This is a genomic window from Achromobacter sp. HZ34 (assembly GCF_002209485.1).
Classification (GTDB): domain Bacteria; phylum Pseudomonadota; class Gammaproteobacteria; order Burkholderiales; family Burkholderiaceae_B; genus Bordetella_C.
Genome location: NZ_NJIX01000002.1, coordinates 475,315 through 499,830 on the forward strand (window position 1 = coordinate 475,315; position 24,516 = coordinate 499,830).

At 64.5% G+C, this 24,516-nt stretch carries 19 protein-coding genes and 1 tRNA gene; 8 read left to right on the forward strand and 12 right to left on the reverse strand.

The features are described from left to right. Nucleotides 1-39: 39 nt before the first annotated feature. Complete coding sequence (locus tag CEY05_RS08880; protein ID WP_088598121.1) at nucleotides 40-1,008, reverse strand: LysR substrate-binding domain-containing protein; 969 nt, start codon at nucleotides 1,006-1,008, stop codon at nucleotides 40-42. Between the two features lie 152 nt (nucleotides 1,009-1,160). Between CEY05_RS08880 and CEY05_RS08885 the strand changes: the two genes are divergently transcribed. Together CEY05_RS08885 and CEY05_RS08890 are read left to right on the forward strand one after the other, a co-directional pair. Continuing rightward, the gene (locus CEY05_RS08885) at nucleotides 1,161-2,120 is read left to right on the forward strand and encodes a cupin domain-containing protein (protein ID WP_158219297.1); all 960 of its coding nucleotides are present in this window, start codon (nucleotides 1,161-1,163) and stop codon (nucleotides 2,118-2,120) included. 44 nt (nucleotides 2,121-2,164) lie between these two features. After that, the gene (locus tag CEY05_RS08890; RefSeq protein ID WP_088598123.1) at nucleotides 2,165-3,148 is read left to right on the forward strand and encodes a tripartite tricarboxylate transporter substrate binding protein; all 984 of its coding nucleotides are present in this window, start codon (nucleotides 2,165-2,167) and stop codon (nucleotides 3,146-3,148) included. A 45-nt stretch (nucleotides 3,149-3,193) separates the two neighbouring features. Here CEY05_RS08890 and CEY05_RS08895 read toward each other — a convergent pair whose 3' ends face one another. The 3 genes from CEY05_RS08895 to CEY05_RS08905 form a co-directional block, all read right to left on the reverse strand. Next, on the reverse strand, nucleotides 3,194-4,573 hold the full coding sequence (locus CEY05_RS08895) for an MmgE/PrpD family protein (protein ID WP_088598124.1): 1,380 nt from the start codon (nucleotides 4,571-4,573) through the stop codon (nucleotides 3,194-3,196). 3 nt (nucleotides 4,574-4,576) lie between these two features. Next, nucleotides 4,577-5,572, reverse strand: a complete 996-nt coding sequence (locus CEY05_RS08900; protein ID WP_158219298.1) for a tripartite tricarboxylate transporter substrate binding protein — start codon at nucleotides 5,570-5,572, stop codon at nucleotides 4,577-4,579. An 87-nt stretch (nucleotides 5,573-5,659) separates the two neighbouring features. Continuing rightward, complete coding sequence (locus CEY05_RS08905; RefSeq protein WP_088598126.1) at nucleotides 5,660-7,123, reverse strand: FAD-dependent oxidoreductase; 1,464 nt, start codon at nucleotides 7,121-7,123, stop codon at nucleotides 5,660-5,662. Nucleotides 7,124-7,315: 192 nt separating this feature from the next. On the opposite strand from CEY05_RS08905, the gene CEY05_RS08910 reads away from it, so the two are divergent. Next, nucleotides 7,316-8,683, forward strand: coding sequence for an MmgE/PrpD family protein (locus CEY05_RS08910; RefSeq protein WP_158219299.1), 1,368 nt, complete (start codon nucleotides 7,316-7,318; stop codon nucleotides 8,681-8,683). Nucleotides 8,684-8,701: 18 nt separating this feature from the next. Here the strand turns inward: CEY05_RS08910 and gcvA are convergent, their stop codons facing one another. After that, nucleotides 8,702-9,658: a transcriptional regulator GcvA gene (gene gcvA, locus CEY05_RS08915; protein WP_158219300.1), complete on the reverse strand. Its 957-nt coding sequence runs from the start codon at nucleotides 9,656-9,658 to the stop codon at nucleotides 8,702-8,704. 112 nt (nucleotides 9,659-9,770) lie between these two features. On the opposite strand from gcvA, the gene CEY05_RS08920 reads away from it, so the two are divergent. From CEY05_RS08920 to CEY05_RS08940, 5 genes are all read left to right on the forward strand, one after another. Beyond that, nucleotides 9,771-11,246 (forward strand): aldehyde dehydrogenase, encoded by a 1,476-nt coding sequence (locus CEY05_RS08920; protein WP_088598129.1) that lies wholly within the window; start codon nucleotides 9,771-9,773, stop codon nucleotides 11,244-11,246. A gap of 67 nt (nucleotides 11,247-11,313) precedes the next feature. Beyond that, a complete protein-coding gene (locus CEY05_RS08925) occupies nucleotides 11,314-12,642 on the forward strand; it encodes an MmgE/PrpD family protein (RefSeq protein ID WP_088598130.1) in 1,329 nt (442 codons plus the stop codon). Between the two features lie 12 nt (nucleotides 12,643-12,654). Continuing rightward, nucleotides 12,655-13,881, forward strand: a complete 1,227-nt coding sequence (locus tag CEY05_RS08930) for an NADH:flavin oxidoreductase/NADH oxidase (protein WP_088598131.1) — start codon at nucleotides 12,655-12,657, stop codon at nucleotides 13,879-13,881. Nucleotides 13,882-13,977: 96 nt separating this feature from the next. Beyond that, nucleotides 13,978-14,670, forward strand: coding sequence for a phosphoribosylanthranilate isomerase (locus CEY05_RS08935; protein WP_088598132.1), 693 nt, complete (start codon nucleotides 13,978-13,980; stop codon nucleotides 14,668-14,670). Between the two features lie 88 nt (nucleotides 14,671-14,758). Further along, a tRNA-Val gene (locus tag CEY05_RS08940) sits at nucleotides 14,759-14,835 on the forward strand. 212 nt (nucleotides 14,836-15,047) lie between these two features. Here CEY05_RS08940 and truA read toward each other — a convergent pair. The 7 genes from truA to aroC form a co-directional block, all read right to left on the reverse strand. After that, nucleotides 15,048-15,857, reverse strand: coding sequence for a tRNA pseudouridine(38-40) synthase TruA (gene truA, locus CEY05_RS08945; protein WP_088598133.1), 810 nt, complete (start codon nucleotides 15,855-15,857; stop codon nucleotides 15,048-15,050). 3 nt (nucleotides 15,858-15,860) lie between these two features. Beyond that, nucleotides 15,861-18,056 (reverse strand): FimV family protein, encoded by a 2,196-nt coding sequence (locus CEY05_RS08950; RefSeq protein WP_158219301.1) that lies wholly within the window; start codon nucleotides 18,054-18,056, stop codon nucleotides 15,861-15,863. 154 nt (nucleotides 18,057-18,210) lie between these two features. Beyond that, nucleotides 18,211-19,341, reverse strand: a complete 1,131-nt coding sequence (gene asd / locus CEY05_RS08955) for an aspartate-semialdehyde dehydrogenase (protein ID WP_088598135.1) — start codon at nucleotides 19,339-19,341, stop codon at nucleotides 18,211-18,213. 350 nt (nucleotides 19,342-19,691) lie between these two features. Beyond that, the gene (leuB, locus tag CEY05_RS08960; RefSeq protein WP_088598136.1) at nucleotides 19,692-20,771 is read right to left on the reverse strand and encodes a 3-isopropylmalate dehydrogenase; all 1,080 of its coding nucleotides are present in this window, start codon (nucleotides 20,769-20,771) and stop codon (nucleotides 19,692-19,694) included. Nucleotides 20,772-20,866: 95 nt separating this feature from the next. Further along, on the reverse strand, nucleotides 20,867-21,520 hold the full coding sequence (leuD, locus tag CEY05_RS08965) for a 3-isopropylmalate dehydratase small subunit (protein WP_088598137.1): 654 nt from the start codon (nucleotides 21,518-21,520) through the stop codon (nucleotides 20,867-20,869). 14 nt (nucleotides 21,521-21,534) lie between these two features. Beyond that, on the reverse strand, nucleotides 21,535-22,938 hold the full coding sequence (gene leuC / locus CEY05_RS08970; protein ID WP_088598138.1) for a 3-isopropylmalate dehydratase large subunit: 1,404 nt from the start codon (nucleotides 22,936-22,938) through the stop codon (nucleotides 21,535-21,537). A 230-nt stretch (nucleotides 22,939-23,168) separates the two neighbouring features. Next, nucleotides 23,169-24,230: a chorismate synthase gene (gene aroC / locus CEY05_RS08975; protein ID WP_088598139.1), complete on the reverse strand. Its 1,062-nt coding sequence runs from the start codon at nucleotides 24,228-24,230 to the stop codon at nucleotides 23,169-23,171. Nucleotides 24,231-24,516: the final 286 nt, after the last annotated feature.

Genomic DNA, 24,516 nt, shown 5'->3' on the forward strand with positions numbered 1-24,516 from the left:
AATGCCACGGATGGGCAAGCCCTGCCAGATCGACCGGCCTCATCCGCGGTGCGCTTCATCACGCCCGCCTTGCACCCCGTCCGCATGAGCATTGACCGCTTCCAGGCACGCGATGAAGCGCTGCGTGACCGGGTCCAGCGGATGATCGCGGCTCCAGATGACGCCGGTCGGCTTGACCAGCCCATGCAACTGGAAAGGCAGTGCACGCAGCAAGCCCGTCTCTCCGAAGTACTGCGCGGCGTCACTCGGCATGAAGGCGATGGCGTCGGTCATGGAAACATACGTCCGTACCAACTGCGTGGACGTCGTCTCCAGGCAATGACGGGGTAAAGGCACGTCGTTGCTGAGAAAAGCCTCTTCCAGGGGCCCGCGCATGGGCGACCCTATCGTGGGCATCACCCACTCGCGGTCGTGCAAGTCTTTCCACTGCAATTTCTTGCGCCGCGCCAGCGGATGGCCGTTGCGCGCCACCAGTGTCAGCGGCTTGGTGCCCAGCGCCTTTTCGTCCAGGTCGCTATAACTGCGTGAGGGCATCAGGGTACCCACGATCAAATGGATTCCTCGCGTGCGCAACTCCGGCAGCAAGGTGTCGAAGCTGCCTTCCCGCACCACCGCGGATGCGTCCGGAAACTGCTTCTTGAACATCGCCAACGCCCGTGGCAACAGCACGGAAGCCGCTGCCGGCAGCGTGCCGATGGCTACGCTGCCCGACGTACCCAAGGCCAGTGACTTCAAGCCGTCGCGCGCGCGGGCCAGGTCGATATCCACTCGACGTGCATAAGAGATCAAACATTCGCCATAGCTGGTAGGCGTGATGCCCCGCGGCGTCCGTTCGAACAGCTTCAGTCCCACGCCGTCCTCGATTTCAGCCAAGGCCTTGGAAACGGCAGGTTGCGTGAGGTGCAGCACGGCCGCGACGCGGCTGACGTGACGGTGATCGTCCAGTGCAATCAAAAGCCGCAGATGGCGCAGCTTGAGGCTGCCCCGCCAGAAGCTATCGATGTCCATGTCGCTCTTCTCCCCCTCTCCTGCAGGCAAGGGCAGTATAGGCGAGTCATTACCGAATGGTTATATCGGCGACGGGAAATTTTCATTGGATTGCACCTGGGCTTCGTTTCACCATTCGGCTAAGCGTAAATCGCGCCATAACGGAGACAACGATGCCCCAGATCATCAATCGCACGACGCTGCCCAACTACTACGCCACGGACGATCCGTCCCTGGCCGAGGCGGCGGACAGCGCCCGCATAGACATGCGCATGGCGCATGGCAACAAAGTCTCGCTTGCCGTCGCGGTGTGCCAGCCGGGCTACCACCCGGCGCCGCAAATCCACGCCACGGAGCAGCTCAATTACGTGGCGGAGGGCGAAATCTGGATCTATATCGATGGCGACGCGTATCACCTGCAGGCGGGCGACGCCATCCGCGTCCCCAAGATGAAGCCGCACTGGATGTGGAACCGGTCGGAACACCCTTGTACGTTCTACGAATCGAACTGTCCACCGCTGGCTGGCGATGCGCAGGGTGCGGGCGCCCTGTTCGAGGGCGACGTGCCGGCGCAGCACTATCCACACGTCGTCTGGCTGTCCGACAAGTATGCCAAGGAAGTGGAAGACCGCGACGCAGCGGCTGTGGAAGGCCCCCTGCTGGCCCGTGCCGACAGCCTGGCGACCAGCGTCCACGGTGGCGCCATCGGCGCCGCCGCCGCCGGCAAGCTGACGTCGAAGTGCATACACGGCCTGGAACACAATATGACGCTGGCGCGCCGCAAAGGCGGATATCACTCCGCCCCGCACATCCACGACGCCGAGCAGTTGCATACTCCCATCAAGGGTGACATCGACATCTTCACCTCCGACTTCGGTTTCGCTTGCCGCGAGGGAGACTTCAACATCGTGCCGTCCAATACCCCGCACTGGGCTGAAGTCAGCGGCGACGAGGACAACATCCTGCTGCAGGCGCACTCTCCCGTATTGGGCTCGGCGGCCAATCGCAAGGCCCTGCTGACGGACGAGGAACGCGGACTGCCCATTTTCACGGTGTTCAACATGACGCCGTGGCGCGAGCAGGACATCATGAACGTGGAGCAGGTGCACCGAAAAAACATGCAGCGGTCGTGACGCCCCTGGAGGCGTCGACATACCTATAAAAACTGGAGACAAGCATGAACAGGTTTTTCAAGCCACTACGCCGGGGCATCGTCCTGGCTGCCTTGGCAACGCTGGCGCTTCCCGTATGCAGTTGGGCCGCCGCCGATGCCAAAGGCCCCATCCGCATCATCGTAGGCTACAGCCCCGGCAACAGCGGCGACATGATCGCGCGTATCCTGGCGGAAAAAATGAGCACCGAGCTGGGGACGTCGGTCTATGTGGAAAACCGGGTCGGCGCCGGCTCGCGCATCGCGGTCGACGCATTGAAACGGGCAGAGCCCGATGGCAAGACGCTGATGGTGGGGACCTTCTCGGTCATGGGAATTTTTCCCATGATCTTCACCAAGACCACCTACCATTTGTCCGATTTCGAGCCGGTCGCGCACATCGCCAACAGCAACGTGTGCATTACCGCCCCGATCGACGCGCCCTACAAGACCGTGGCGGAGTATGCCGCCTGGCTGAAGCAGAATCCGTCGCGTGCGCAGTTCGGCAATGAAGCGGCGGGCAGCCCGGCACACCTGCTGGGCCTGGAGTTCGGCCGGGTCATCGATGTGAACAACACGCTGATCCCGTACAAGAGCACCACCCAGATGATCTCGGACCTGATCGGCAACCAGATCCCGGCCGCGACGTTGGCGCTGCCCAGCGTCTACAAGCTGCATCAAGCCGGACAGGTACGTATCCTGGCGGTCGCCTCGGAACAGCGCACGCCGAGCGCGCCAGACCTGCCGACGTTGAAGGAATCGGGCTACGACCTGAGCGCCAACAGCATGTACGGTGCATGGATGCCGGCTGGTACGCCCCGCCCTGTCGTCGACCGTATCAGCAAAGCCATCGTCGATGCGGTCGCGCAGGCCGACGTGCAGGACAAGTTCCGCCAGTTGGGCCTGGAGCCGACCGGCAAGGACCGCGCGGAATTTGTACGGATCAGCGATCAGTCCGAAAAGGACTGGGCACGGATCGTGAAGGATACGGGCTTTCGGATAGATGAATGATCCGACGGATGACCTGGCGTATGCCCGGATGCATGACCTGGCGATTCAGTGGCCGGCGCCGCACAGCGCCAGCAAGCCGGACACGCCGTCCTGTTCCTCGAACGACGCCAACCTGGACAGGATGGCGGTGGTGCGCGCTTCTCCCAGCGCAGGCAGGGCAATCGAACGGAACTTGTCGAACACCCGGGTCGATTGCGCCCTCTTGTCGACGATGGGATCGCCGCAGTCATAGGCCAGGGTAAGGCTGTCGCCATCGCGCCGATGGATGGTGACGATGGAATCGCTGAGGGTCATGCCGGGGACCAGGCGCACCTGCACCCGCTGCAACATGGCGGCCACGGCGGGCGTGTCGACCTGCCCCCAGGTCTGCAAGCTACCGGTGTCGATATCCAGCATGGCGAAAGCCGCCGTGGCGCGCAGGCTGAACTTGGCCTCCAGCGCCGTGCGCGGATCCTGGATATTGCAGATTGAACACGCTGCGCCCGCCACCACCTCGATGCGCGACACCGCATCGGCCGCCAGGTCGTGCGCGACACGCAGCCTGGCGATGGCCTCGATGGTCGAATGCGTGCTGTAGCAGGCAGCGTGAAACTTGAACAGGTTGTTCAAAAGGTGGAAGCCACCCCGCTCAACGCCCTCGTTGACCGGCACCGACAGCGCCAGCTCCTCATGGAAATCGCTGCCGTGCACCGCTGCGTAGCCCTGGGCGCATTCAAGCACGTCCACCCTGCTGATGAAATCCTTGCCGGCCAGCAAGGCCGCGCGCAGGCCCGCTTGCGCCGCCAGTCCGGCGTGCAGCGGCTTGGCCATGCTGCCGAACATGGCTTTCAGTCCCGCGGCCTGGGTGGCCGCGATACCTAATGCGTGACAGGCCTGGTCCCGAGACAAACCGAGCAGATGCGAGCAGGTCATGGCCGCCCCCAGGCAACCGATGGTGGCCGTGGTATGGAAGCCATTGGCGTAATGCGCGGGCTCCACCAACCTGCCCACTCTGCAGGCCAATTCATAGCCTGCCACGAACGCGGCGATCAGTGCGCTCGGCGCACTGCCGCGGTACTCGGCCAGCGCCACCGCCGCGGGCAGGATCGCCGCCGACATGTGCCCAGGCACCGACAAGTTGACGTCGTCATAATCCAGCGCGTGGGACACCGTGCCATTCACCAGCGTGGCCTGTGACAGGCTGCCGCGCCAGGAACGCCCAAGCACGGTCGCCTGGGGGTGTCCCCCCTCTTCCTGCGCCATCTCCGCCACGATTCGGCTTACTGGTTCGTCCACTGCCGCGAAAGCGCAGGCCAGCCAGTCGGCCAGGCAATCGCGTGCCACCATGCGCACGTCTGGTGGCAGCGCATCATGGCGTACCGTCAGCCCCTGCTCCACCAGCAGGCGGGTCAAAGGCAAGGAAACGCCGGCTGTCGTCGCCATCATGCGCTACTCCTCCAGGTCGATGCCGGCGCTCTTCAAGCGAGCACCAAGCTTGTCGATGTCGGTTTTCAGCATATCCGCGACCTGCTGCGGCTGCATATACGTCACTACATTGCCCTGAGCGTTCTGCAGCTTCTGGTATGCGGCGTCATCGGCCATCGCCTTGAGCGCTGCATTCACTCTATTCACCGCATTCGTGGGCGTCCCCTTGGGAGCGAACAAGGCATACCAGATCGGGAAGACCATGTCGGGATAGCCCTGCTCGGCCAGGGTCGGCACGTTGGGCAGAAACGGCAGGCGCTTGGCCGACGTGGTGGCCAATGCCACCAGGGTACCGTTCTCGATGGCGGCCTTCACGGCGTCGGTATAGCCTGGACCGGAAATCGACACCACCCCGGCCATGGTATCGGCCATCGCCGGCGCCGCGCCTTTGTACGGCACATGCAGCAGCTTGATACCGGCGCGATGGGCGAACAGGGCGATGGGCAAGTGCGTGGTCCCGCCTATCCCGGCCGACCCGAAACTGTAGCCATCCGGCTTGTTCTTCGCCGCCCCCACCAGATCGGCGATGTTCCTGATGCCCAGGTTCTTGTTGGCCACGATCACATGCGCCGACTCGGCAACGCTACCGATCGGTGCGAATCCATTGGGATCGAAGGGCAGCGGATTGCTGGCCGAACGGGTGTAGGGAAAGATGGCCATCGAGTTGACGGCGAACAGCAGCGTGTAGCCGTCGGGCTTGGCGCGATTGACGAAATCCGTGCCGATGATGCCGCCGGCACCCGGCATCGACATGACGACGATGCTCTGGCCGAGGCGCTGCGACAAGGCTTGCGCCATGACGCGCGCCGCCACATCGGTGGGCCCTCCAGCGGAATAGGGAACGATGAGCTGGATGGGCCGGTCCGGATAGTTCTGTGCATGAGCGGCCTGGACAACGAAGGCGCCGGCCATGGCGGCTGCCACGCCGAGCAGCCGCCGGCGGTTTGGTATGCGATTCACGATGCTTGTCTCCGTTTGTTTTTTTATTGCGCTCATGCGCTGACGCGCTGATGCGCCAACGCGGTACTGCACTAATGCGCCGTGGCGCTACCGCCGGGCCGTGGCGGCATGCTCCCCTGCCCTGCGGCCGAATACCGCACCGCGCAATACCGACGTCGCGCCGGGATAGCGGCCGTAGTAAAGCCCCATCGTTTCCCCCGCCGCATACAGGCCCGGCAGGACGCAGCCCTCGTTCTTGACGACCTGCGCGTTCGAATTGACCTTCAATCCTCCTAGCGTGAAAGTGTTGGCCGAAATAATGGGGTAGGCGTGGAAAGGCGGCGTGTCCAGCGGCACGGCATAGTTGGATTTGCGCGGCGACAATCCTGCCGTGGCCAAGCCATCCAGGGTATGCGGGTCGAACTGGCCACTGCCGCAAGCCCGGTTGTACTCGTCTATCGTGCGCTGCGCGGCCTCGCCATCGAAGCCCATCTTGCGCGCCAGCGACGCGATGTCAGGCGCGGACTCCGGCGGTTGGTCGCTGCGCACGCAGCGCTTCCAGTTGGAAATCCGATTGATCTTGTCGTCCAGGATGCAGTAGGCGATGCCCTTCTTCTGCTCGGCGATCAAGCGTATGGTTTCCTCGTAATGGGCGTCGATGGTGCCGGGCGCTTCGTCGATGAAGCGCCTGCCCTCGCGGTTGATGAGTACGCCGTAGGGATAGACCATGACCAACGCCTCCGATGCGCTGGAACGCGGATCGATGGGCTGGCCATGGTATTCAGCGAAATCACCGGAGGGCGCCGCGCCGATATGCAAGGCCATCTTGATGCCTTCACCCTTGTTGTAATAGCCGCCTGGCGCAACCGGGCGCAGATAGCGCCCCTTCGCCCCGATGTAGCGGATGACCATCTCCGAATTACCCTGGAAGCCGCCCGACGCCAGGATGACGGCGCGGCAATCGAACTGCCGGGGGACGTTTCCCGTATCGGTGGCCTTGACGCCGCAGACCCGGCCATCGGCCGATTGCACGAGTTCGTAAGCAGTCATCTCGTAGAAGAAGCGGACGCCGGCCTTCTCCGCGCAAGCGGTCATCGTTTCCACCAACTGCAGGCCGCCGCCGTTGACGGCGATACGCGGCGAAGGCCGGGGTGTCAGGCCGTAGAAGCCGGCCTCGCCGAAGCTCACGCCATGCGCCTTGAGCCAGGCGATTGCCGGCGGCACGGATTCGGTGAACGTGGAGATCAGCTCCGGATCGGTAAAGGGCAAGGCCTTGACTACAGGCGACCAGTTCTCGTAGTCACGCACGGTGGACTCAGCGAAATCTGGCTGGATGTAGTAGCCGCTGTTATCGACCATCAAGGACTCGAAGTCATGCGCCAGTTCGGTCTCGCTTTTCATGCGCAGATAGGCTTCTGTGTAGCGGGTGTTGCCGCCCCGCTCTTCGTAAGTCGACCGTTCCAGCAGCGCGACTTTGGCACCGGCCTCCGCGGCAGCCACGGCGGCGCTCAGGCCAGCCACCCCACACCCCACCACCACGACATCGAAGCGCGACTCATCATGCGCAACCATAAGGATTTCCTTGCGAAAGAGATATACGGAGTGGCTAGTCTTGGTGATTTCAACGGGCCTCTCAATCGATATTTTCGCCAGCTTGCATGAGTCGTACTCATGTCAACCGTGCGTAGATATCGTGCAGGGACTCGCCTGGCCGCTGTGTATAGTCGGTCCATCGAATTCAAGAAAACAAACGAGGAGACAGCGATGCAATCCGAGTTCACGATGCTTGGTTCCATGGTGGCGCAGGCCGACATCCGCGCCGAACAAACGTCGGCACGGACCGCCATCGACCAGGGCATCAGGGCTGCGTTGCTCTGCACGCTATTCGGTGTCGAACGCGAGGCCTGGGTCTGGCCGTTCCGAGCAGCCCCGGCGTCCGCGCTGCACACCCAGCCCACGGCTACCGGCAAAGTGCAAGTGCGTGCGGCGCAGCGTAACGCGGCGCGCATGCTCGGAGACCTGATGGAGCCGCTGGGCCGCATCGGTCACCTGGGCACGTTGGCGGGCGCCTCGGACCTGGACCCGATGGACCCAGGTCCTTCGCATACGGTATTGGCTGCCACGCTGGCCGCGTGCGTCGCCCAATCCCTGCTGGATGAACAACCTTCCGACGACGCCAACAGCGACGCGGCGATCGGCTCGGCAGTGCTGGCGGGTGTCGAGTCGGCATGGCGCGTGCGCGGTGCGATCACGGGCACCCGGCCGGGCGTCGGCTTCCATAGCCCCGGCGTGTTCGGCACCCTGGCGGCGGCAGCGGCGGGCGCACGCATGTTGGGCCTGGCCCCGGACGCCTGCGCCAGCGCATTGGCCATTGCGCTCACTCGCGCCTCTGGCCTGGGCATCAACAGCGCGGCGTCGATGATAGGCATGACCCATTTCGGTTGGGGCGCGCTGCATGGCCTGGAGGCGGCGCTGCTGGCATCGCAGGGATGGGACGCATCGCGTGATCTCCAGCGTGCCCTGGCCACGTTGTTCGGCGAAGACCAGGCCCGTGCCGCGGCGCAGAATCTGGCAGTGCCCGGTACCCGGGCCGCCGACGCGCTGGTGTTCAAGCGCTATCCCTGCAACATCTACCTGAACCTGCTGGTGGCCATGCTGGAAGAAGTCATCCAGGACGGCCCGGTCGATCGTATCGAGGTATCCATGCCCTGGGTGCCGCACCTGGACTGCGCCCAACCCAAGGATCTAAGGCAGGCGCGCAATAGCGCGCAGGCCGTGGCGGCCATCGCTGGCGCGGGCGATGTTTCCTATGCCGCCTTTTCCGGACCGCCGGGCCCGTGGGTGCCCGGCGCGGGCGTCGCACGCCTGCTTCCCAACGTCCAGCTGCTCATGGACAAGGACGCACCCACCGGCCTGCGTAAGGCCGTGATCGGCGTACGGGCGTGGCGCGGTGCCTCGCTCATCCAGGAGGCCCAGCGGTCCATGCAAAGCCTGCGGGGCTGGGGCGCCGAACACGCGCGCAGGTTGATGGGGCCGTCCGATCCGCATGACGGCGTGGCAGCCTTGTACAACGGCAGCTACCTGCGCGGATTCGCGCATGTGAAAGCGCGGCTGGCCAGCGTGGCGCCATGAACCACGGGAAGTGGTTTTTCAAGTCCCTGCCGGCTCTGCCATCAGCGGTGGACCAGCGGCCGTCGGCGCTGACGCCGCGGCAATTTCGTCCAGCAGCCACTGCCGGAACAGTTCCAGGGCCGGATCGCCGCAATGCCTTGGAGAACTCATCAGGTAGTACGTGCGTTCTGACGGCACTTCATGGGGGAACAGGCGCCGCAAGCTGCCTTTGGCAAGTTCGTCCTGGATGAGGAAGCTTTGCGCCAGCGCCACGCCCAGGCCCTGCTCGGCGGCCCGATAGGCCATGGCCGAGGACTCGAACTTCATGCCGCTTTCCAGCGGCACGTCTTGCGCGCCCACCGCTTGCAGCCACACGCCCCAATCCTCCGGCCTGGCCAGTGAATGCAACAACGCCACGTTCTTCAGATCGGACGGCACACGCAGTGGGCGGGTCCCCAAGCCGATGGACGGTGCACCTACCGCGATCAACCCGTAATCGAATAACTTGTCCGCACGGATGCCATCGTCCACACGGCCATTGACCGCGCGAATCGACGCATGGATGTCGCTGTGCTCGAAGTCCAGGGGCGCGACGGATGCTGTCAGCCGCACCTCGATTTCCGGGTTGATTTCCTGAAATCGTCCCAGGCGCGGAATCAGCCAGTACATCGCGAAGGTGGAAAAAGCCTGCAGATTAAGAACATTCTGGCGTCCCGAATAACGCAGGCGGCGCGTGGCCAGATCGATACGGGCAAAGGCTTCGACGACGTCGCGCATATAGGCTTCACCGTCGGGGGTCAGCGTCACCGCCCGGTGATTGCGATAGAACAGCGCGATGCCGAACAGTTCTTCCAGGTTGCGCACGTGCCGGCTGATGGCGGACTGGGTCAGGAACAACTCTTCCGCGGCCTTGGTGAAACTACGGTTGCGCGCGGCGGACTCGAACGCTCGCAACGCCGTCAATGGGGGCAGGCGAGCCATGGACGGGTATTGCATGATCACGGCGCTTCCATGAGTCAGAGTCATGGACGGTAGCACAAGAAGTCGTTTGAGCAAATTGGCGTCAACCCAGAGAATGAAAGGCTGCGCATCGAGACAAGAGAGACAAATGAAACGCTATCAGCTGTTCATCAACAACGAGTGGGTCGATCCAAAATCGAATACGTGGTTCGAGACCCACGACCCGTTCTCAGGTGAGGCGTGGGCGGAAATCCCCCGCGCCAATGCGGCCGATGTCGATCTTGCGGTGACCGCGGCGCACAACGCGTTCGAGGGCCCCTGGTCGGGCATGTCGGCGAGCGATCGCGGCATGCTGCTGCACAAGCTGGGCACGCTGATAGAACGCGATGCGGCGCATCTGGCAGCGATCGAGAGCCGTGACAATGGCAAGCTGTCCCGTGATGTGCTGGCGCAGATGAAGTACATGGCCAGGTATTACTACTACTACGGCGGCCTGGCGGACAAGATCCAGGGCGCGGTCGTGCCGATCGACCGGCCCAAGGTCTACAACTTCATCCGCTACGAACCCATGGGCGTGGTGGCTTGCATCACGCCCTGGAATTCCTCGCTGCCGCTGACCACGTGGAAGATGGCGCCGGCCCTGTGCGCCGGCAATACCGTAGTCTGCAAGCCATCCGAGTACACCTCGGCATCGCTATTCGAGCTGGCAAGGCTTTTCGTTGAAGCGGGCTTCCCGCCGGGCGTATTCAATATCGTCACCGGCTTTGGCGGCGAAGTGGGTGACCCGCTGGTGCGCCATCCGCAAGTCCCGCGCATCGCCTTCACTGGCGGCGACGAGGCCGGCCGCAAGATTTATCAGGCAGCCGCTGACAACCTGAAGCGTGTCTCACTCGAGCTGGGCGGCAAATCGCCGAACATCGTATTCGACGATGCGGACCTGGACGAGGCGGTGAAAGGCGTCATCGCCGGCATATTCTCCGCCACCGGCCAGACCTGCGTGGCGGGTTCGCGCGTGCTGCTGCAGGAATCCATACACGATGCTTTCGTCGAGCGCCTGGCGCAAATAACCAGGAACGCCAAGGTGGGCGACCCGGCGGACCCTGCCAGCGAGATCGGGCCGGTCACCACCAAACCGCAGTTCGAGAAAATCCGCGACTACATCGATATCGCGAAGAAGGAAGGCGCGCGCTGCATTGCCGGCGGCCATGTCCTGGACGGGCCGGCTTACGGGGCAGGCCAGTTCATCGAGCCCACTATTTTCGTCGATGTCACCAATGACATGCGCATCGCGCAGGAAGAAGTGTTCGGTCCCGTGTTATCCGTCATCAAGTTCAAGGACGAGGAAGACGCCATACGCATCGGTAACGACATCCGCTTCGGCCTGGCTGCAGGCGTGTGGACCACCAGCCTGCACCGCGCCATGCTAATGTCAGAAAAGCTGAAGGCCGGTACGGTATGGATCAACAACTATCGTTCCAGCAGCTACACCACGCCCTTCGGCGGGGTGAAGCACAGCGGTATCGGCCGGGAAGGCGGTATCGAATCGGTCAAGGAGTTCATGGAGGCCAAGAGCGTGTGGATTTCCACGGACCTGAAGATGCCCAGCATCTTCGCGGGTAAGTGATTCGCACGGCTTGGGTGTTGTTGCAACGCGTTCGTCCGCCCGCTGCGGCGGGCTTCAGGAGCAGCCCTTGTTTCCCACGGAAACTCTCGCGGACTATGCGGCGTCGTTTGGCGGCGCCGATCTGCCCGCCGACGTCATGCATCATGCCAAGCGTGCGGTCATCGATTGGTACGCCTCGGTCTTTCCCGGCCTGGCCAGCCCCGTGGTCCGCAAGCTGGAAAGCGCGCTGGCCGAGGACCTGGACCGTGGCCACGCTCGCCTCACAGGCGGACGCAAGGCGACGATGCGCACCGCGGCGTTGATCAATGGCACGGCGGCGCACGCGGCGGAGGTGGACGACAGCTTCCGCGACGCCATGTATCACCCGGGCGCGGCGACCATCGCCGCGGCGCTGGCGGCGGCGCAGCAGGCCAACGCGGACGGACGCGAATTCCTGCGCGGCATCGTGCTGGGATACGAGATCTCGACCCGTATCGGGGTGGTGCTGGGACGAGCACACTACCGCTATTGGCACAACACCGGCACGGTCGGCACCTTCGGCGCGACGGCGGCGGCTGGCCACATCCTTGGCCTGGACCGGACGGCCTTCGCGCATGCCCTGGCGACTGCCGCCACTTTCACCGCCGGCTTGCAGCAGGCGTTTCGGCTGGACTCCATGTCCAAGCCCCTGCACGCGGGCCGCGCCGCGGAAGCCGGCGTACTGGCGGCCTTGCTTGCAAGCACAGGCGTGACAGGATCGCTGGACGTGCTGGACGGCGATGCCGGGCTGGGCCGCGCCATGGCCGCGGGACCGAGCTGGGCTGACATCGGCGCCACCTTGGGCAGCGACTTCCATATCAAGCGCCTGACGTTCAAGAATCATATCGGCTGCGGCCATACCTTCGCCGCCATCGACGGCGCGCTGGCACTGCGCCAGCGTCACGGTCTCGCGCCCGAGGACATCGCCGAAGTGCGCATCGCCACTTACAAGCCGGCGCTGGACATCGCCTGCTACGGCGCGCCAGCAACCGCCAACGAAGCGCGCTTCAGTTTCCCCTTTGTCGTGGCGGCAGCGCTGGTGCACGGCAGCGTACGGTTGACGGCCTACGACGACGACAAGCTGTGGGATCCGCGCACGCGCGCGCTGCTTGAAAGGGTCACGGTCCAGGTCGATCCCGAGATCGATGCCGCTTTTCCGGGCAAGCGCTCCTCGCGCGTAGAGATCATTACCCGCGCCGGGCATCGCCATGAGCATCTACAGGCCAACCGCAAGGGCGATCCGGAAGATCCCTTGACCGATGCCGAACTGCACGACAAATTCATCGAACTATCGGTGCCGGTCATCGGCATGGAGGCCGCACGCGCACTGCTGGCGCGTTTGTGCACCTTGGACGAAGCGGCGTCGCTGGACTTGTAGGACACATGAACCATGGAAGACTCCGCGCAAGACCAAGCCGCCAGCAGCCCAGTCGCAAGACCCTTGCTGTTCACGCCGCTCACGCTACGCTCGGTGACGCTGCGTAATCGCATCGTGGCCTCTCCGATGTGCCAGTACCATTCGGTGGACGGCGGCCCCGGCGCCTGGCAAGAGATCAATTTCGGCAAGTTCGCCGTGGGTGGCGCGGCCGTCGTCTTCGGTGAAGAGACCGCCATCGAACCGCAGGGCCGCAAGACCTACGCTTGCGCCGGACTGTGGAACGAGCAGCATGTCGCGGCCTATCGGCGTCTCAACGACTTCATCACTGAGCAGGGGGCCGTGCCCGCGCTGCAGTTGGGCCACTCGGGCGGCAAGGGTTCATGCCACACGGCATTGCGCGACTGGGCCCCGCTGACCGACGGCGACGCGGCTACCGGCATGCCGCCCTGGCCGACCTTGGTGCCAAGCGCGCCTGCCGCCCCTGCCCCGTGGCCCAAGGCGCACGAAATGGATGCCGCCGACATCCGGTCGCATATGCGGCAGTGGGTCGCTGCCACGCAGCGGGCCGCCGACGCAGGCTATCGGATACTTGAAATCCACGGCGCGCACGGCTACCTCATTCATCAGTTCCTGTCACCCGTCGCCAATCGCCGGCAGGACCACTATGGCGGCTCGCGCGAGAACCGTATGCGATTCGCCCTGGAAATCGCGGAAACCGTGCGCGCGGCCTGGCCACGCGACCTGCCGCTGTTCTTCCGCGTATCGGCGGTGGACGGACGCGGTGGACTATGGGATATCGAGGACACCGTGGCGCTGGCCGCGGCGCTGAAAGACCGCGGCGTGGACGTAATCGATTGCTCGTCCGGCGGGATATCCGGTACTTCCTCCATGCCCGTGGTTCGGCGTATCCCCGGCTACCAGGTGCCGTTCGCGGAGACGATACGCCGGGAGACCGGCTGCGCGACGATGGCGGTGGGCCTTATCACCACCGCCGGTCAGGCGGAAGACATCCTGCAGGCTGGACAGGCGGATTTGGTGGCACTGGCACGCGAGCTGATGTGGAACCCCAATTGGCCCGCCCATGCCGCCGTGGAAATGATGGGGAAGGAGGCCTACGCGCTGCTGCCGCCGGAAGTGTCCGTGCGGCTGCTCCGCCGCGAGGTGATCAACGCGCTGCCTCTGAACCGGACCGGCGCAGCGGCGTCGGCTGGCGAGGAGGCGCTGAGCGAGCGGATCTGACGGGCGGTTGGACACGGCTCACGACATAGCGGAAAAAGGAATTTGCCAGAGTCTATAAAATAGGGAGCCACGGTCCCTATTCAGAACTCTGCCTCCATGCGTACCCGCATCAAATTCTGCGGCATGACCCGCAACGAAGATATCGCCGCTGCGGTTGCGGCTGGCGCCGATGCCATCGGCATGATCTTCTATCCGAAAAGCAAACGCTGCATCGACGTGGCGCAAGCTGCGCGCTTGCGGCGCGCGGTGCCGGCTTTCGTCGACGTCGTGGCCTTGGTGGTCAATGCAACGGAAGAAGAGGTTCGCCGCATCATCGGCGAGGTCGGGCCCGACCTGTTGCAATTCCATGGTGATGAAACGCCCGCCGACTGCCGCGTATACGGCCATCGCTACCTGCGCGCCTTGCGCGTAGGTGGTCCCGGCATGGACACCGCCGCCGCGCTGGCCGCCACGTGCGCGACCTATGGCGATGCCGCGGGCTGGCTGTTCGATAGCTACACGTCGGGATTCGGCGGCAGCGGCCTGGCGTTCGATCACCATTTGCTGGACGACGTCCGCAAGGCGTCCGTGGCAGCGGCTTGCAGCGCGTTGGGGGAGCAGCATGCGCATGCCGCGGTGCCCTTGATTCTTTCCGGCGGATTGACGCCTGAAAACGTCGAAGCCGCGGTCCGCACGGTGCGTCCGTATGCGGTCGATGTAAGCAGCGGCGTGGAGCGTTCGCCTGGAATCAAAGTGCATGATAAGATGCGCGCCTTCGTCGATGCGGTGCGCCGCGCCGACGAGGCTTGAGGAAGGGTTCGGGTGGGTCGAACGTATCGAGAATTTTTGATGCGATTTGACAGTCAAAAAAAACACCCATATAATTCTTCTTCTTTGCAGGCGGTTAGCTCAGTTGGTTAGAGCGCTACGTTGACATCGTAGAGGTCGTTGGTTCGAACCCAATACCGCCTACCAAACGAATTCCAGGCAGCGCTCCGGCGTTGTCCAAGAAGCCCGGTTAAGTCTCTGACTTGCCGGGCTTTTTGTTTTGCCCGTCGTTCAGGGTGGACTATCGCGACCGTCATAGGTCTGTCCCTTGGGTCCGCCGGCCTGCGCTTCGGGGTCGTGAAGACGATGAAGCCCACGGTGCCTGCGGCTGCATCCGCGCCTATCGGCATCCAGGTGCCTCAACCTGCGGCGCTGCCCGATCCGGCCGGCAGGATCAGGCGGGTGCCGTCCAGCTCGCCTAAGGTGAAATGTTCCGGATACTCGATGGCGGCCAGGTAGAGGCCGTCGGGCATGAAGGTGGGCGCGCCCTTCCTGCGATCGCGCGCGGCGAGCAGGTCGGCCATCCATGCCACCGGCTTGCGCCCCTGCCCTACTTGCAACAACGCGCCCATCAGGTTGCGCACCATGTGATGCAGGAAGGCATTCGCACGCAAAGTGACGACGATGAGGTCGCCACGCGTGGCAATGTCCAGGCTGTGCATGACACGTACCGGATGCTTGGCCTGGCATTGCGATGACCGAAAACTGCTGAAGTCGTGCTGGCCCAGCAGCGCCGTGGCCGCCTGGCGCATCGCCTCGATATCCAGAGGCTGGAAACACCAGCCCGCGCGCCCCGCCCACATCGGTGAACGAACGCGATCGTTGATCAGCAAATAAACATAGGTGCGGCTGGCCGCCGAAAAGCGCGCATGGAAATCATCCTGGACGACGCGCGCCCAACGCACCGCAATGCTCGGCGGCAACAGCGCGTTGACGCCGCGTACCCACGACTCCTCACGCCGCTGCGCTTCGGTGTCCAGATGCACGACCTGCATGGCGGCATGCACACCAGTGTCGGTACGGCCAGCGCAGATCGTGGCGACCGGGCGGTCAGCGAATTGCGCGAGCGCCGCCTCCAGCGTGTCCTGCACGGTTTTCCCATGCGGCTGGGTCTGCCAGCCGTTCCAGGCGGACCCATCGTACGCCACGCCTAAAGCAATACGCGGCATCGATCAGGAACGGACGGGATTGCGCGGCGCGACGCCAGGTTCGCGACGGACGGATGCGTCCGTGGGCCTGGAATCGAGATCGAGGTCGATGCCGTCCAGGCGCCGGTCGATCGCCGCGGGATCGATCTCGGTGGCATAGAGGTCTTCGTCCATGTCGTCGTCCTCGTCGTCATCACGGCGCGCGCCGGCTCGGCGCAACAGCCATGCGATGACGAAGGCGATCAAGGTCAAGACCAGCGTCATGAAGATCAGCAGGTTGTCCGAAAGCCAACGCGGCAACGCAGAGGTCGGCTGCGCGGGTTTGCCGCCAGCACTGAGGGCATCGCGGCTGTTCGATCCGTTCGTGCCATTGGCATCGCCGGTACCGTTCGCACTGTTCGCGCGGTCGGCCGAGGACGTGGCGCCCGAATTGGCGGAGCCGGGCACGGTTGCGCTTCCCGGCGCATTGGCACCGGCTGTCGAAGTCCCTGATCCTGGGGAAGGCGCGCCATTGGCGGCGTTCACGCCAGTCGCACCGTTTGCGCCGGTCGCGCCAGTCGCACCGTTTGCGCCGGTCGCGCCCGCCGCGCCGTTTGCACCCGCGCCCGTGCCGCCAGCCGTGCTGGTAGCGCCGGTTGCACCACCGGAGCCGTTCGTGCCGGCCGCCGACGTGCCTGCGGCGGTGGTACCGCCGGAATTGCTCGCGCCGGCTGCGCCCGATCCCGGTGCCGCGCCCGAGGTGGCGGAGCCGGGTGCACCCGCATTGGTTGCCGAACCTGCCGCTGAATTATTCGCGTCAGTGCCGGTGCCGGTCCCAGCTCCAGCGCCAGCGCCGGCGCCAGTTCCAGCGCCATCACCGGTTCCAGTGCCAGTGCCAGTGCCCGCGGCACCCGATTGACCTGCCGCATTGCCAGCGGCTGCGGCTCCAGCCTGACCACCAGCGCCAGCCTGCCCGGCGGCACCGGCTTGTCCGCCCACTGCACCCTGGCCACCCGCACCTGCCGATCCATTCGCGCCAGCCTGCCCATTCGCGGCCAAGCCGGCTGCACCCTGCCCATTCGCACCCGAAGCGCCAGCACGCTGCCCACTCTGCGCGGCAGCCCCAGGCCCACCCGGCAGCGTCAAACCAGCCACGGCCAGTCCGGAACCGTCACCAGCCCCCTGGGCTCCCTGCTTCTGCTGCGCCAACGCAGCATTCAAATCCTTGACGTTGCGCTCCAGTTCGTCGACGCGCGACTTCGCATCCTGGGTGGCCTTGGCGTTCGACGTCTCCGCGTCCGCGCGCGACTGGGCAGCGTCTTCCGCCCCCTGCCCCGCCTGCCCAGGCACACCGCTGGACAAGCGCAGCCTGTCCTGCGCGCCGGTATCCGCTTGCGCCGCCGGCGCCCCCGCACCAATCTGGCCGGAAGTCGTCGGCGCCGGCGCAGCCGCGGCACCACGCCCGGCAGCACCCGCCAGCCCGGCGCGATAACGCGCATAGGCTTCCGCCTGCTCCAGGAAGATACGGCGCGCTTCGCCCGGGTCGATGGCCCGCACGGTGGACGCATCCGGCACGACCAGCCGCGCGCCCGCCTTCACCCGGTTCATATTGTTGCCGATGAACGCCTGCGGATTGGCGCGCCACAAAGCCACGAGCATCTGGTAAATGGTGGCATCCGCCAGCGCATGGCTCTGCGCGATGCCATACAGCGTATCGCCCTCGCGCACCGCCACATTGCCACCGCCACCACCGGCACGCGCCCCCGTGCCCACCGTCGCCTGGGAATTCAAGCCCGGAAAGCCCTTGGCGGTCTGCATCACCGTCAACTGCACAAGCCGCTGGCCCGCGCCGCTGCCGACACTCAGCAGCACATCCACCGCCGGATCCGTCGCCACTTCCGCCGAAGTCAGCCGCACGATACGCTGCGAGGCATCGGCACCGGTCTGCACCGCCAGGCGCAAACTGCCCAACGGCACCGGCGGTTTCAGCCCCGCGCGCTGCCAGGCGTCGGCATCGGCGACGGCAATGCGCAAGCTGGCCTGTTCGTCAGGCGTCAGATCCGTCAGCGGGATCACCACCTGCAAGGGAGCGTTCTGCGCCGACACCACCCGGCTATGTCCCAGACGCGCGGCCCAGGCCGGTTGTACGGCCACGGCCGACGCCGTCAGCAACACCGCCATGGCGCAACGGGTCGCGGTCAGGGAAGAACGGGAGGACAGGCGCGCGGTGCGTGACGTCATAAGCCGATGGGGTCCACGGTCGGAGGGCATGTAGCTGCGAAGGAAAAGTGTAACGTACCTGCCTCGATGCTGAAATGACAAGGGCACCCCGGGTGCCCTTGTTACAGCGTCATCTGGCCGGCAGCCGGCCCTTCGGGCTGGCCGCCGCGCCGGATCAAGCCTCAGCCAGCGCGATACGCAGCATGCGGCGCAGCGGTTCGGCGGCGCCCCACAGCAGTTGATCGCCCACGGTGAAGCCGCCCAGGTATTGCGAGCCCATCGACAGCTTGCGCAGACGGCCCACCGGGATATCCAGCGTCCCGGTCACGGCCACCGGCGTCAGGTCGCGGATGGTCGCTTCCTTGGTGTTGGGTACGACCTTGGCCCACTGGGTGCCGCTGGCGATGATGTCCTGGATTTCATCCAGGGGCACGTCGCGCTTGAGCTTGATCGTCAGCGCCTGGCTGTGGCAGCGCATGGCGCCGATGCGCACGCACAGGCCATCGATAGGCGTGACCGGCGTGCCGAACGCTTCGCCGCGGCCCAGGATCTTGTTGGTCTCGGCCTCGCCCTTCCACTCTTCCTTGGACATCCCGTTACCCAGGTCCTTGTCGATCCAGGGAATCAGGTTGCCGGCCAGCGGCACCAGGAAGTTGTCGGTCGGCAGGTTCTCGTCCTTCTGCTTGGACAACACGCCACGATCGATGTCCAGGATGGCCGAAGCGGGGTCGTCCAGCAGCGGCTTGACGGCATCGTTGAGCAGGCCGAACTGCGTCAGCAGTTCGCGCATGTGCTGCGCGCCGCCGCCCGAAGCCGCCTGGTAGGTCATGGAGGTCATCCATTCGACCAAGTCGTTGTTGAACAGGCCGGCCAGCCCCATCAGCATGCAGCTGACGGTGCAGTTGCCACCGATGAAATTGCGCACGCCACGCTTGAGCGCCGCGTCGATCACCGGGCGATTGACCGGATCCAGCACGATGATGGCGTCATCGGCCATGCGCAGCGTGCTGGCGGCATCGATCCACAGGCCTTGCCAGCCGGCGCCGCGCAGCTTGGGATAGACCTCCGACGTGTAATCCCCGCCTTGGCAGGTCACGATAATCGGCAGTTTTTTGAGAGCGTCAATGTCGTAGGCGTCTTTCAGCGCGCCAGCGCCGTCAGCCCACGCGGGCGCAGCAGCGCCCGCGTTGCTAGTGGAGAAAAACACCGGTTCGATCAGCGCGAAGTCTTTCTCATCGCGCATGCGTTGCATCAAAACCGATCCGACCATGCCACGCCAACCGACGAGGCCCACTGCATTGCTCATTTCTGTACGCTCTTAAAGATTCATGGTTGTTTGGGAAAAAACGGGATTCCGTCGGAATAGACGGGTTTTATGCCGCGGAGCCGTCGTGCGACGGGCAGGTGCGTCCCTGGAACGGGGCGGCGAACGAGACGCCCCGAAGGGCGTGCCGCGCGGCGAGTCCGGTCTTTTTGGACCGAAACACTCCACAATTTAGCAGAAAGCGCCGCGTTTCCCCGAACTGCCGGCGAGGCGCGCAGCCCCGCCGGAGTGGTTTGACGGTTTTTTACGACGTCAGGCGGCGACAGAATGCGCCGTATGAAGCCCGACGCCGCGGGTAAAACCGCGCAGGCAAGCAGCCCGCGCTACGCCAATCAGGCGGCCAGCGCCTTGATCACCGCGTCGCCCATCTGGGTGGTGCCCACCTTCGTGGTGCCCGCCTCATAGATGTCGGCCGTACGCAGCCCATCAGCAAGCACACGACGCACGGCCGCCTCGATGCGGTCGGCCTGGCCGGCCAGGTCCAGCGAATAACGCAGCATCATGGCGGCCGACAGGATGGTGGCCAAGGGATTGGCCACGCCCTTGCCCGCGATGTCCGGTGCCGAACCGTGGCTGGGTTCGTACAAGCCCTGGTTGGACGAATTCAGCGAAGCCGAAGGCAGCATGCCGATCGAACCCGTCAGCATGGCGGCCTCATCCGACAGGATGTCGCCGAAGATGTTGCCGGTGACGATCACGTCGAACTCGCGCGGCGCGCGCACCAATTGCATGGCGGCGTTGTCGACGTACATGTGCGACAGCGTCACGTCAGGGAATTCGCGGGCGACGTCGATGACGATGTCACGCCAGAACTGCGAGGTTTCCAGCACGTTGGCCTTGTCCACGCTGCACAGGCGCTTGCCGCGCTTGCGTGCTGCTTCGAAGCCCACGCGCGCGATGCGGCGCACTTCCGGCTCCGCGTAGCGCATGGTGTCGTAGCCTTCACGCTCGCCGGCGAACGCGCCGTCCGGCGCGCTGCGTTGGCCACGCGGCTGGCCGAAATAGATATCGCCGGTCAGTTCACGGATGATCAGGATGTCCAGGCCCGACACCACTTCCGGCTTCAGCGACGAGGCATTGGCCAGTTCGGGGTACAGGATGGCCGGGCGCAGGTTGGCGAACAGGCCCAGGGAACGGCGCAGGCCGAGAATGGCTTGTTCAGGACGGAATTCGCGCGGCAGGGCGTCGTACTTCCAGTCGCCGACGGCGCCGAACAGCGTGGCCTGCGATTCCTGCGCCAGCTTCAGCGTGGCGGGCGGCAGCGGATGTTCGAACTTGTCGAAGGCGGCGCCGCCCACGGGTTCTTCCTTCAGGTCGAAGGACACGTCCAGCGCCTTGAGCACGCGCACGGCCTGCTCGACGATTTCCGGGCCGATACCGTCGCCGGGGAGAACAGCAATCTTATGGGTCATTACTAGATCCAGATCGAAGATGAATACGTTGTTTTTACTGAAAACGCGAACCGTGGCTACGAGGGCAGGCAACGCCGCCCCCCGTCTCGCCCACGTCAGACCAGCGGGCGGCCGCTGTGCAACCAGGGATGGCGTGCCAGGCGCTCGGCTTCGAACGCGCGGATCTTGTCGGACTGGCGCAGCGTCAGGCCGATGTCGTCGAAGCCATTGACCAGACAGTACTTGCGGAAGGGTTCGATGTCGAACCCGATCTCGCGGCCGTCGGCGGCGATGACCACCTGGCGTTCCAGGTCGATGCGCAGCTTGTAGCCGCCGAAAGCCTTGACCTCGTCGAACAGGCGCGCCACTTCGAACTCGGACAGGATCACCGGCAGCAGGCCGTTCTTGAAGCTGTTGTTGAAGAAGATGTCGGCATAGGACGGCGCGATGATGGCGCGGAAGCCGTATTGGGACAACGCCCACGGCGCGTGCTCGCGGCTGGAGCCGCAGCCGAAGTTCTTGCGGGCCAGCAGCACGCTGGCGCCCTGGTAGCGCGGCTGGTTCAGCACGAAGTCCGGGTTCAGCGGACGCTTGCTGTTGTCCATGCCGGGCTCGCCATGGTCCAGGTAGCGCAGTTCGTCGAACAGGTTGGGGCCGAAGCCGCTGCGCTTGATCGACTTGAGGAACTGCTTCGGAATGATCAGGTCGGTGTCGACGTTTTCGCGGTCGAGCGGGGCCACCAGGCCTTCATGAGTGGTGAATGCTTGCATGATCTGTGTGCGCCTTAACGGAGGGTGCGGACATCGACGAAGTGGCCGGCGACTGCCGCCGCGGCCGCCATGGCGGGGCTGACCAGATGGGTGCGGCCACCCTGGCCCTGCCGGCCTTCGAAGTTGCGATTGGACGTGGAAGCGCAGCGTTCGCCCGGCTCCAGGCGGTCGGCGTTCATGGCCAGGCACATGGAACAGCCCGGTTCGCGCCACTCGAAGCCGGCGGCGATGAAGATCTTGTCCAGGCCTTCACGCTCGGCCTGCTGCTTGACCAGGCCCGAGCCCGGCACCACCATGGCCTGCTTCACGTTGGCCGCCACGCGACGGCCGCGCGCCACGGCCGCGGCCGCGCGCAGATCCTCGATACGCGAGTTGGTGCAGGAACCGATGAACACGCGATCGATACGGATGTCGGCCAGCGGCGTGTTGGGCTTCAGGCCCATGTACTGCAAGGCGCGCTCCATGCCGTTGCGGCGCACGTCGTCTTTTTCCCGATCGGGATCCGGCACGCGGTCTTCGATGGACAGCACCATTTCAGGCGAGGTGCCCCAGGTCACTTGCGGACGGATGTCCTTGGCGTTGATTTCCACCACGCGGTCGAACTTGGCACCTTCGTCGGTGTGCAGGGTGCGCCAGTACTGAACGGCCTGGTCCCACAGCACGCCGGTGGGCGAGAAGGGACGGCCGCGGAAGTATTCGATGGTCTTGTCGTCGACCGCCACCATGCCCGAGCGCGCGCCCGCTTCGATGGCCATATTGCACACGGTCATGCGGCCTTCCACCGACAGCGCGCGCACGGTGCTGCCGCCGAACTCGATGGCGTGGCCGGTGCCGCCGGCGGTACCGATGATGCCGATCACGTGCAGCACCAGGTCCTTGGCCGTACAGCCGAAGGGCATCTCGCCGTCGACCTTGATCAACATGCTCTTGTTCTTCTTCATCAGCAGCGTCTGGGTGGCGAGCACGTGCTCGACTTCCGACGTACCGATACCGAAGGCCAGCGTGCCCACCGCACCGTGGGTGCTGGTGTGCGAATCGCCGCAGACCACCGTCATGCCGGGCAAGGTGGCGCCCTGCTCCGGTCCGATGACGTGCACGATGCCCTGGCGCAGGTCATTCATCTTGAATTCGGTGATGCCGTAGGCGTCGCAATTCTTGTCCAGCGTATCGACCTGCAGGCGCGAGATGGGATCGCTGATGCCTTGCGCGCGATTGATGGTCGGCACGTTGTGGTCCGCCACCGCCAGGTTGGCGTCGATGCGCCAGGGCTTGCGGCCCGCGTTTTCCAGCCCTTCGAACGCCTGCGGGCTGGTCACTTCGTGGACCAGGTGGCGATCGATATAGAGCAAACAGGTGCCATCGGACTCTTGGTTGACGACGTGTGCGTCCCAGAGTTTGTCGTAAAGAGTTTGAGCCATGAGCTTCACCGAAATCGGGGGAAAAACCAGGAAGGAGACCGATTATGCCCCCGTGCCTAAGCTAGTACAACGGCAGCAGTAATACTAGTACAAGCAGTACCACGCACAGGGTCCACCATGCTGCAGCGCACCGTTCCGGCTGGCCCGCGGCGGGGCGCGACGCACAACGGGGGTGACGCGCCGTCAGCCCGTCACCCCCGTTGAGGTGTCCTGCCTGGAACCCCTATGCGTTACACGCCCCGCTGCCCGCGCTGACGCAGGGCATGGTCGATCAGCACCAGCGCCAGCAACGCTTCCGCGATGGGCGTGGCGCGGATGCCCACGCACGGATCGTGGCGGCCCAGCGTCTGCACGGACGTAGGGTTGTTGGCGCGATCGACGGAACGGCGTTCGACCCGGATACTGGAAGTGGGCTTGATCGCCAGCGAAACCGTCACCGGCTGGCCCGACGAAATACCGCCCAGCACACCGCCGGCGTTATTACCCAGGAAACCGTCGGGCGTGATCTCGTCACCGTGCTGCGAACCGCGCTGGGCGATGCTTTCGAAACCCGAGCCCATGGAGACGCCCTTGACAGCGTTCAAGCCCATCATGGCGTGGGCGATATCGGCGTCCAGACGGTCGTAGACCGGTTCACCCCAGCCGGCGGGCACGTTCTCGGCGACCACTTCGATACGGGCGCCGATGGAATCGCCGTCGCGACGCAACTCGTCCATGAAGGCTTCCAGCTCGGCCACCACGCTGGCGTTGGGCGCATAGAAGGCGTTGTTCCCCACTTCATCCCAGGTTTCGAAGGGGATCTTGATGGGACCCAGCTGGCTCATGTAGCCGCGTATGCGCACACCATGCTCTTGCGCCAACCACTTCTTCGCGATGGCGCCGGCAGCCACAGTAGGCGCGGTCAGGCGCGCGGACGAACGGCCGCCGCCGCGCGGATCGCGCACGCCATATTTCTTGAAGTAGCTGTAGTCGGCATGGCCGGGACGGAAAGTATCGACCAGGTTCGCGTAGTCCTTGCTGCGCGCGTCCGTGTTGCGTATCAGCAGGCCGATGGGCGTGCCCGTCGTGACGCCTTCGAACACGCCCGACAGGATTTCCACCTGGTCGGCCTCCTGGCGCTGCGTCACATGGCGCGACGTGCCAGGACGGCGGCGATCGAGTTCCGCCTGGATGTCGGCAGCCTCGAGGGGCAATCCGGGTGGACAGCCGTCCACCACGCAGCCGATGGCAGGGCCATGCGACTCGCCGAAGTTCGTAACGGAAAAAAGAGTGCCTAAGGTATTGCCGGACATGGTGAAGAACTGGAGAATGCTGGACCCGCGTACCCGGATAGGACGCGGCAAGGGGAATAGCGTGGATTATGACATTGCCAGCGGAGAACAGCTGAGCCGAGTGAGTCAGGCGAGCCAGCGCGACGTTTGACGGGAAAATTGCATGCAACGAAAAAATCGGCAATAAATTCTCATAATGAGGAGATTTGCCGATAAATTTCGTTGTTGATTGATAGGTGACTCCCGCCGCACAATGCTAACCCACTGAAATCACTGGATGCTTTCTGTATCACGGCATAGTCGCGAT

Bases quoted from the DNA above. Each gene is read 5' to 3' on its own strand.
- aroC (WP_088598139.1), bottom strand. From the start codon at position 24,230: ATGTCCGGCAATACCTTAGGCACTCTTTTTTCCGTTACGAACTTCGGC.
- leuB (WP_088598136.1), bottom strand. From the start codon at position 20,771: ATGACCCATAAGATTGCTGTTCTCCCCGGCGACGGTATCGGCCCGGAA.
- CEY05_RS08905 (WP_088598126.1), bottom strand. From the start codon at position 7,123: ATGGTTGCGCATGATGAGTCGCGCTTCGATGTCGTGGTGGTGGGGTGT.
- CEY05_RS08885 (WP_158219297.1), top strand. From the start codon at position 1,161: ATGCCCCAGATCATCAATCGCACGACGCTGCCCAACTACTACGCCACG.
- leuD (WP_088598137.1), bottom strand. From the start codon at position 21,520: ATGCAAGCATTCACCACTCATGAAGGCCTGGTGGCCCCGCTCGACCGC.
- CEY05_RS08930 (WP_088598131.1), top strand. From the start codon at position 12,655: ATGGAAGACTCCGCGCAAGACCAAGCCGCCAGCAGCCCAGTCGCAAGA.
- asd (WP_088598135.1), bottom strand. From the start codon at position 19,341: ATGAGCAATGCAGTGGGCCTCGTCGGTTGGCGTGGCATGGTCGGATCG.
- CEY05_RS08890 (WP_088598123.1), top strand. From the start codon at position 2,165: ATGAACAGGTTTTTCAAGCCACTACGCCGGGGCATCGTCCTGGCTGCC.
- CEY05_RS08895 (WP_088598124.1), bottom strand. From the start codon at position 4,573: ATGATGGCGACGACAGCCGGCGTTTCCTTGCCTTTGACCCGCCTGCTG.
- CEY05_RS08880 (WP_088598121.1), bottom strand. From the start codon at position 1,008: ATGGACATCGATAGCTTCTGGCGGGGCAGCCTCAAGCTGCGCCATCTG.
- CEY05_RS08910 (WP_158219299.1), top strand. From the start codon at position 7,316: ATGCAATCCGAGTTCACGATGCTTGGTTCCATGGTGGCGCAGGCCGAC.
- leuC (WP_088598138.1), bottom strand. From the start codon at position 22,938: ATGGCTCAAACTCTTTACGACAAACTCTGGGACGCACACGTCGTCAAC.
- CEY05_RS08950 (WP_158219301.1), bottom strand. From the start codon at position 18,056: ATGACGTCACGCACCGCGCGCCTGTCCTCCCGTTCTTCCCTGACCGCG.
- gcvA (WP_158219300.1), bottom strand. From the start codon at position 9,658: ATGCAATACCCGTCCATGGCTCGCCTGCCCCCATTGACGGCGTTGCGA.
- truA (WP_088598133.1), bottom strand. From the start codon at position 15,857: ATGCCGCGTATTGCTTTAGGCGTGGCGTACGATGGGTCCGCCTGGAAC.
- CEY05_RS08935 (WP_088598132.1), top strand. From the start codon at position 13,978: ATGCGTACCCGCATCAAATTCTGCGGCATGACCCGCAACGAAGATATC.
- CEY05_RS08920 (WP_088598129.1), top strand. From the start codon at position 9,771: ATGAAACGCTATCAGCTGTTCATCAACAACGAGTGGGTCGATCCAAAA.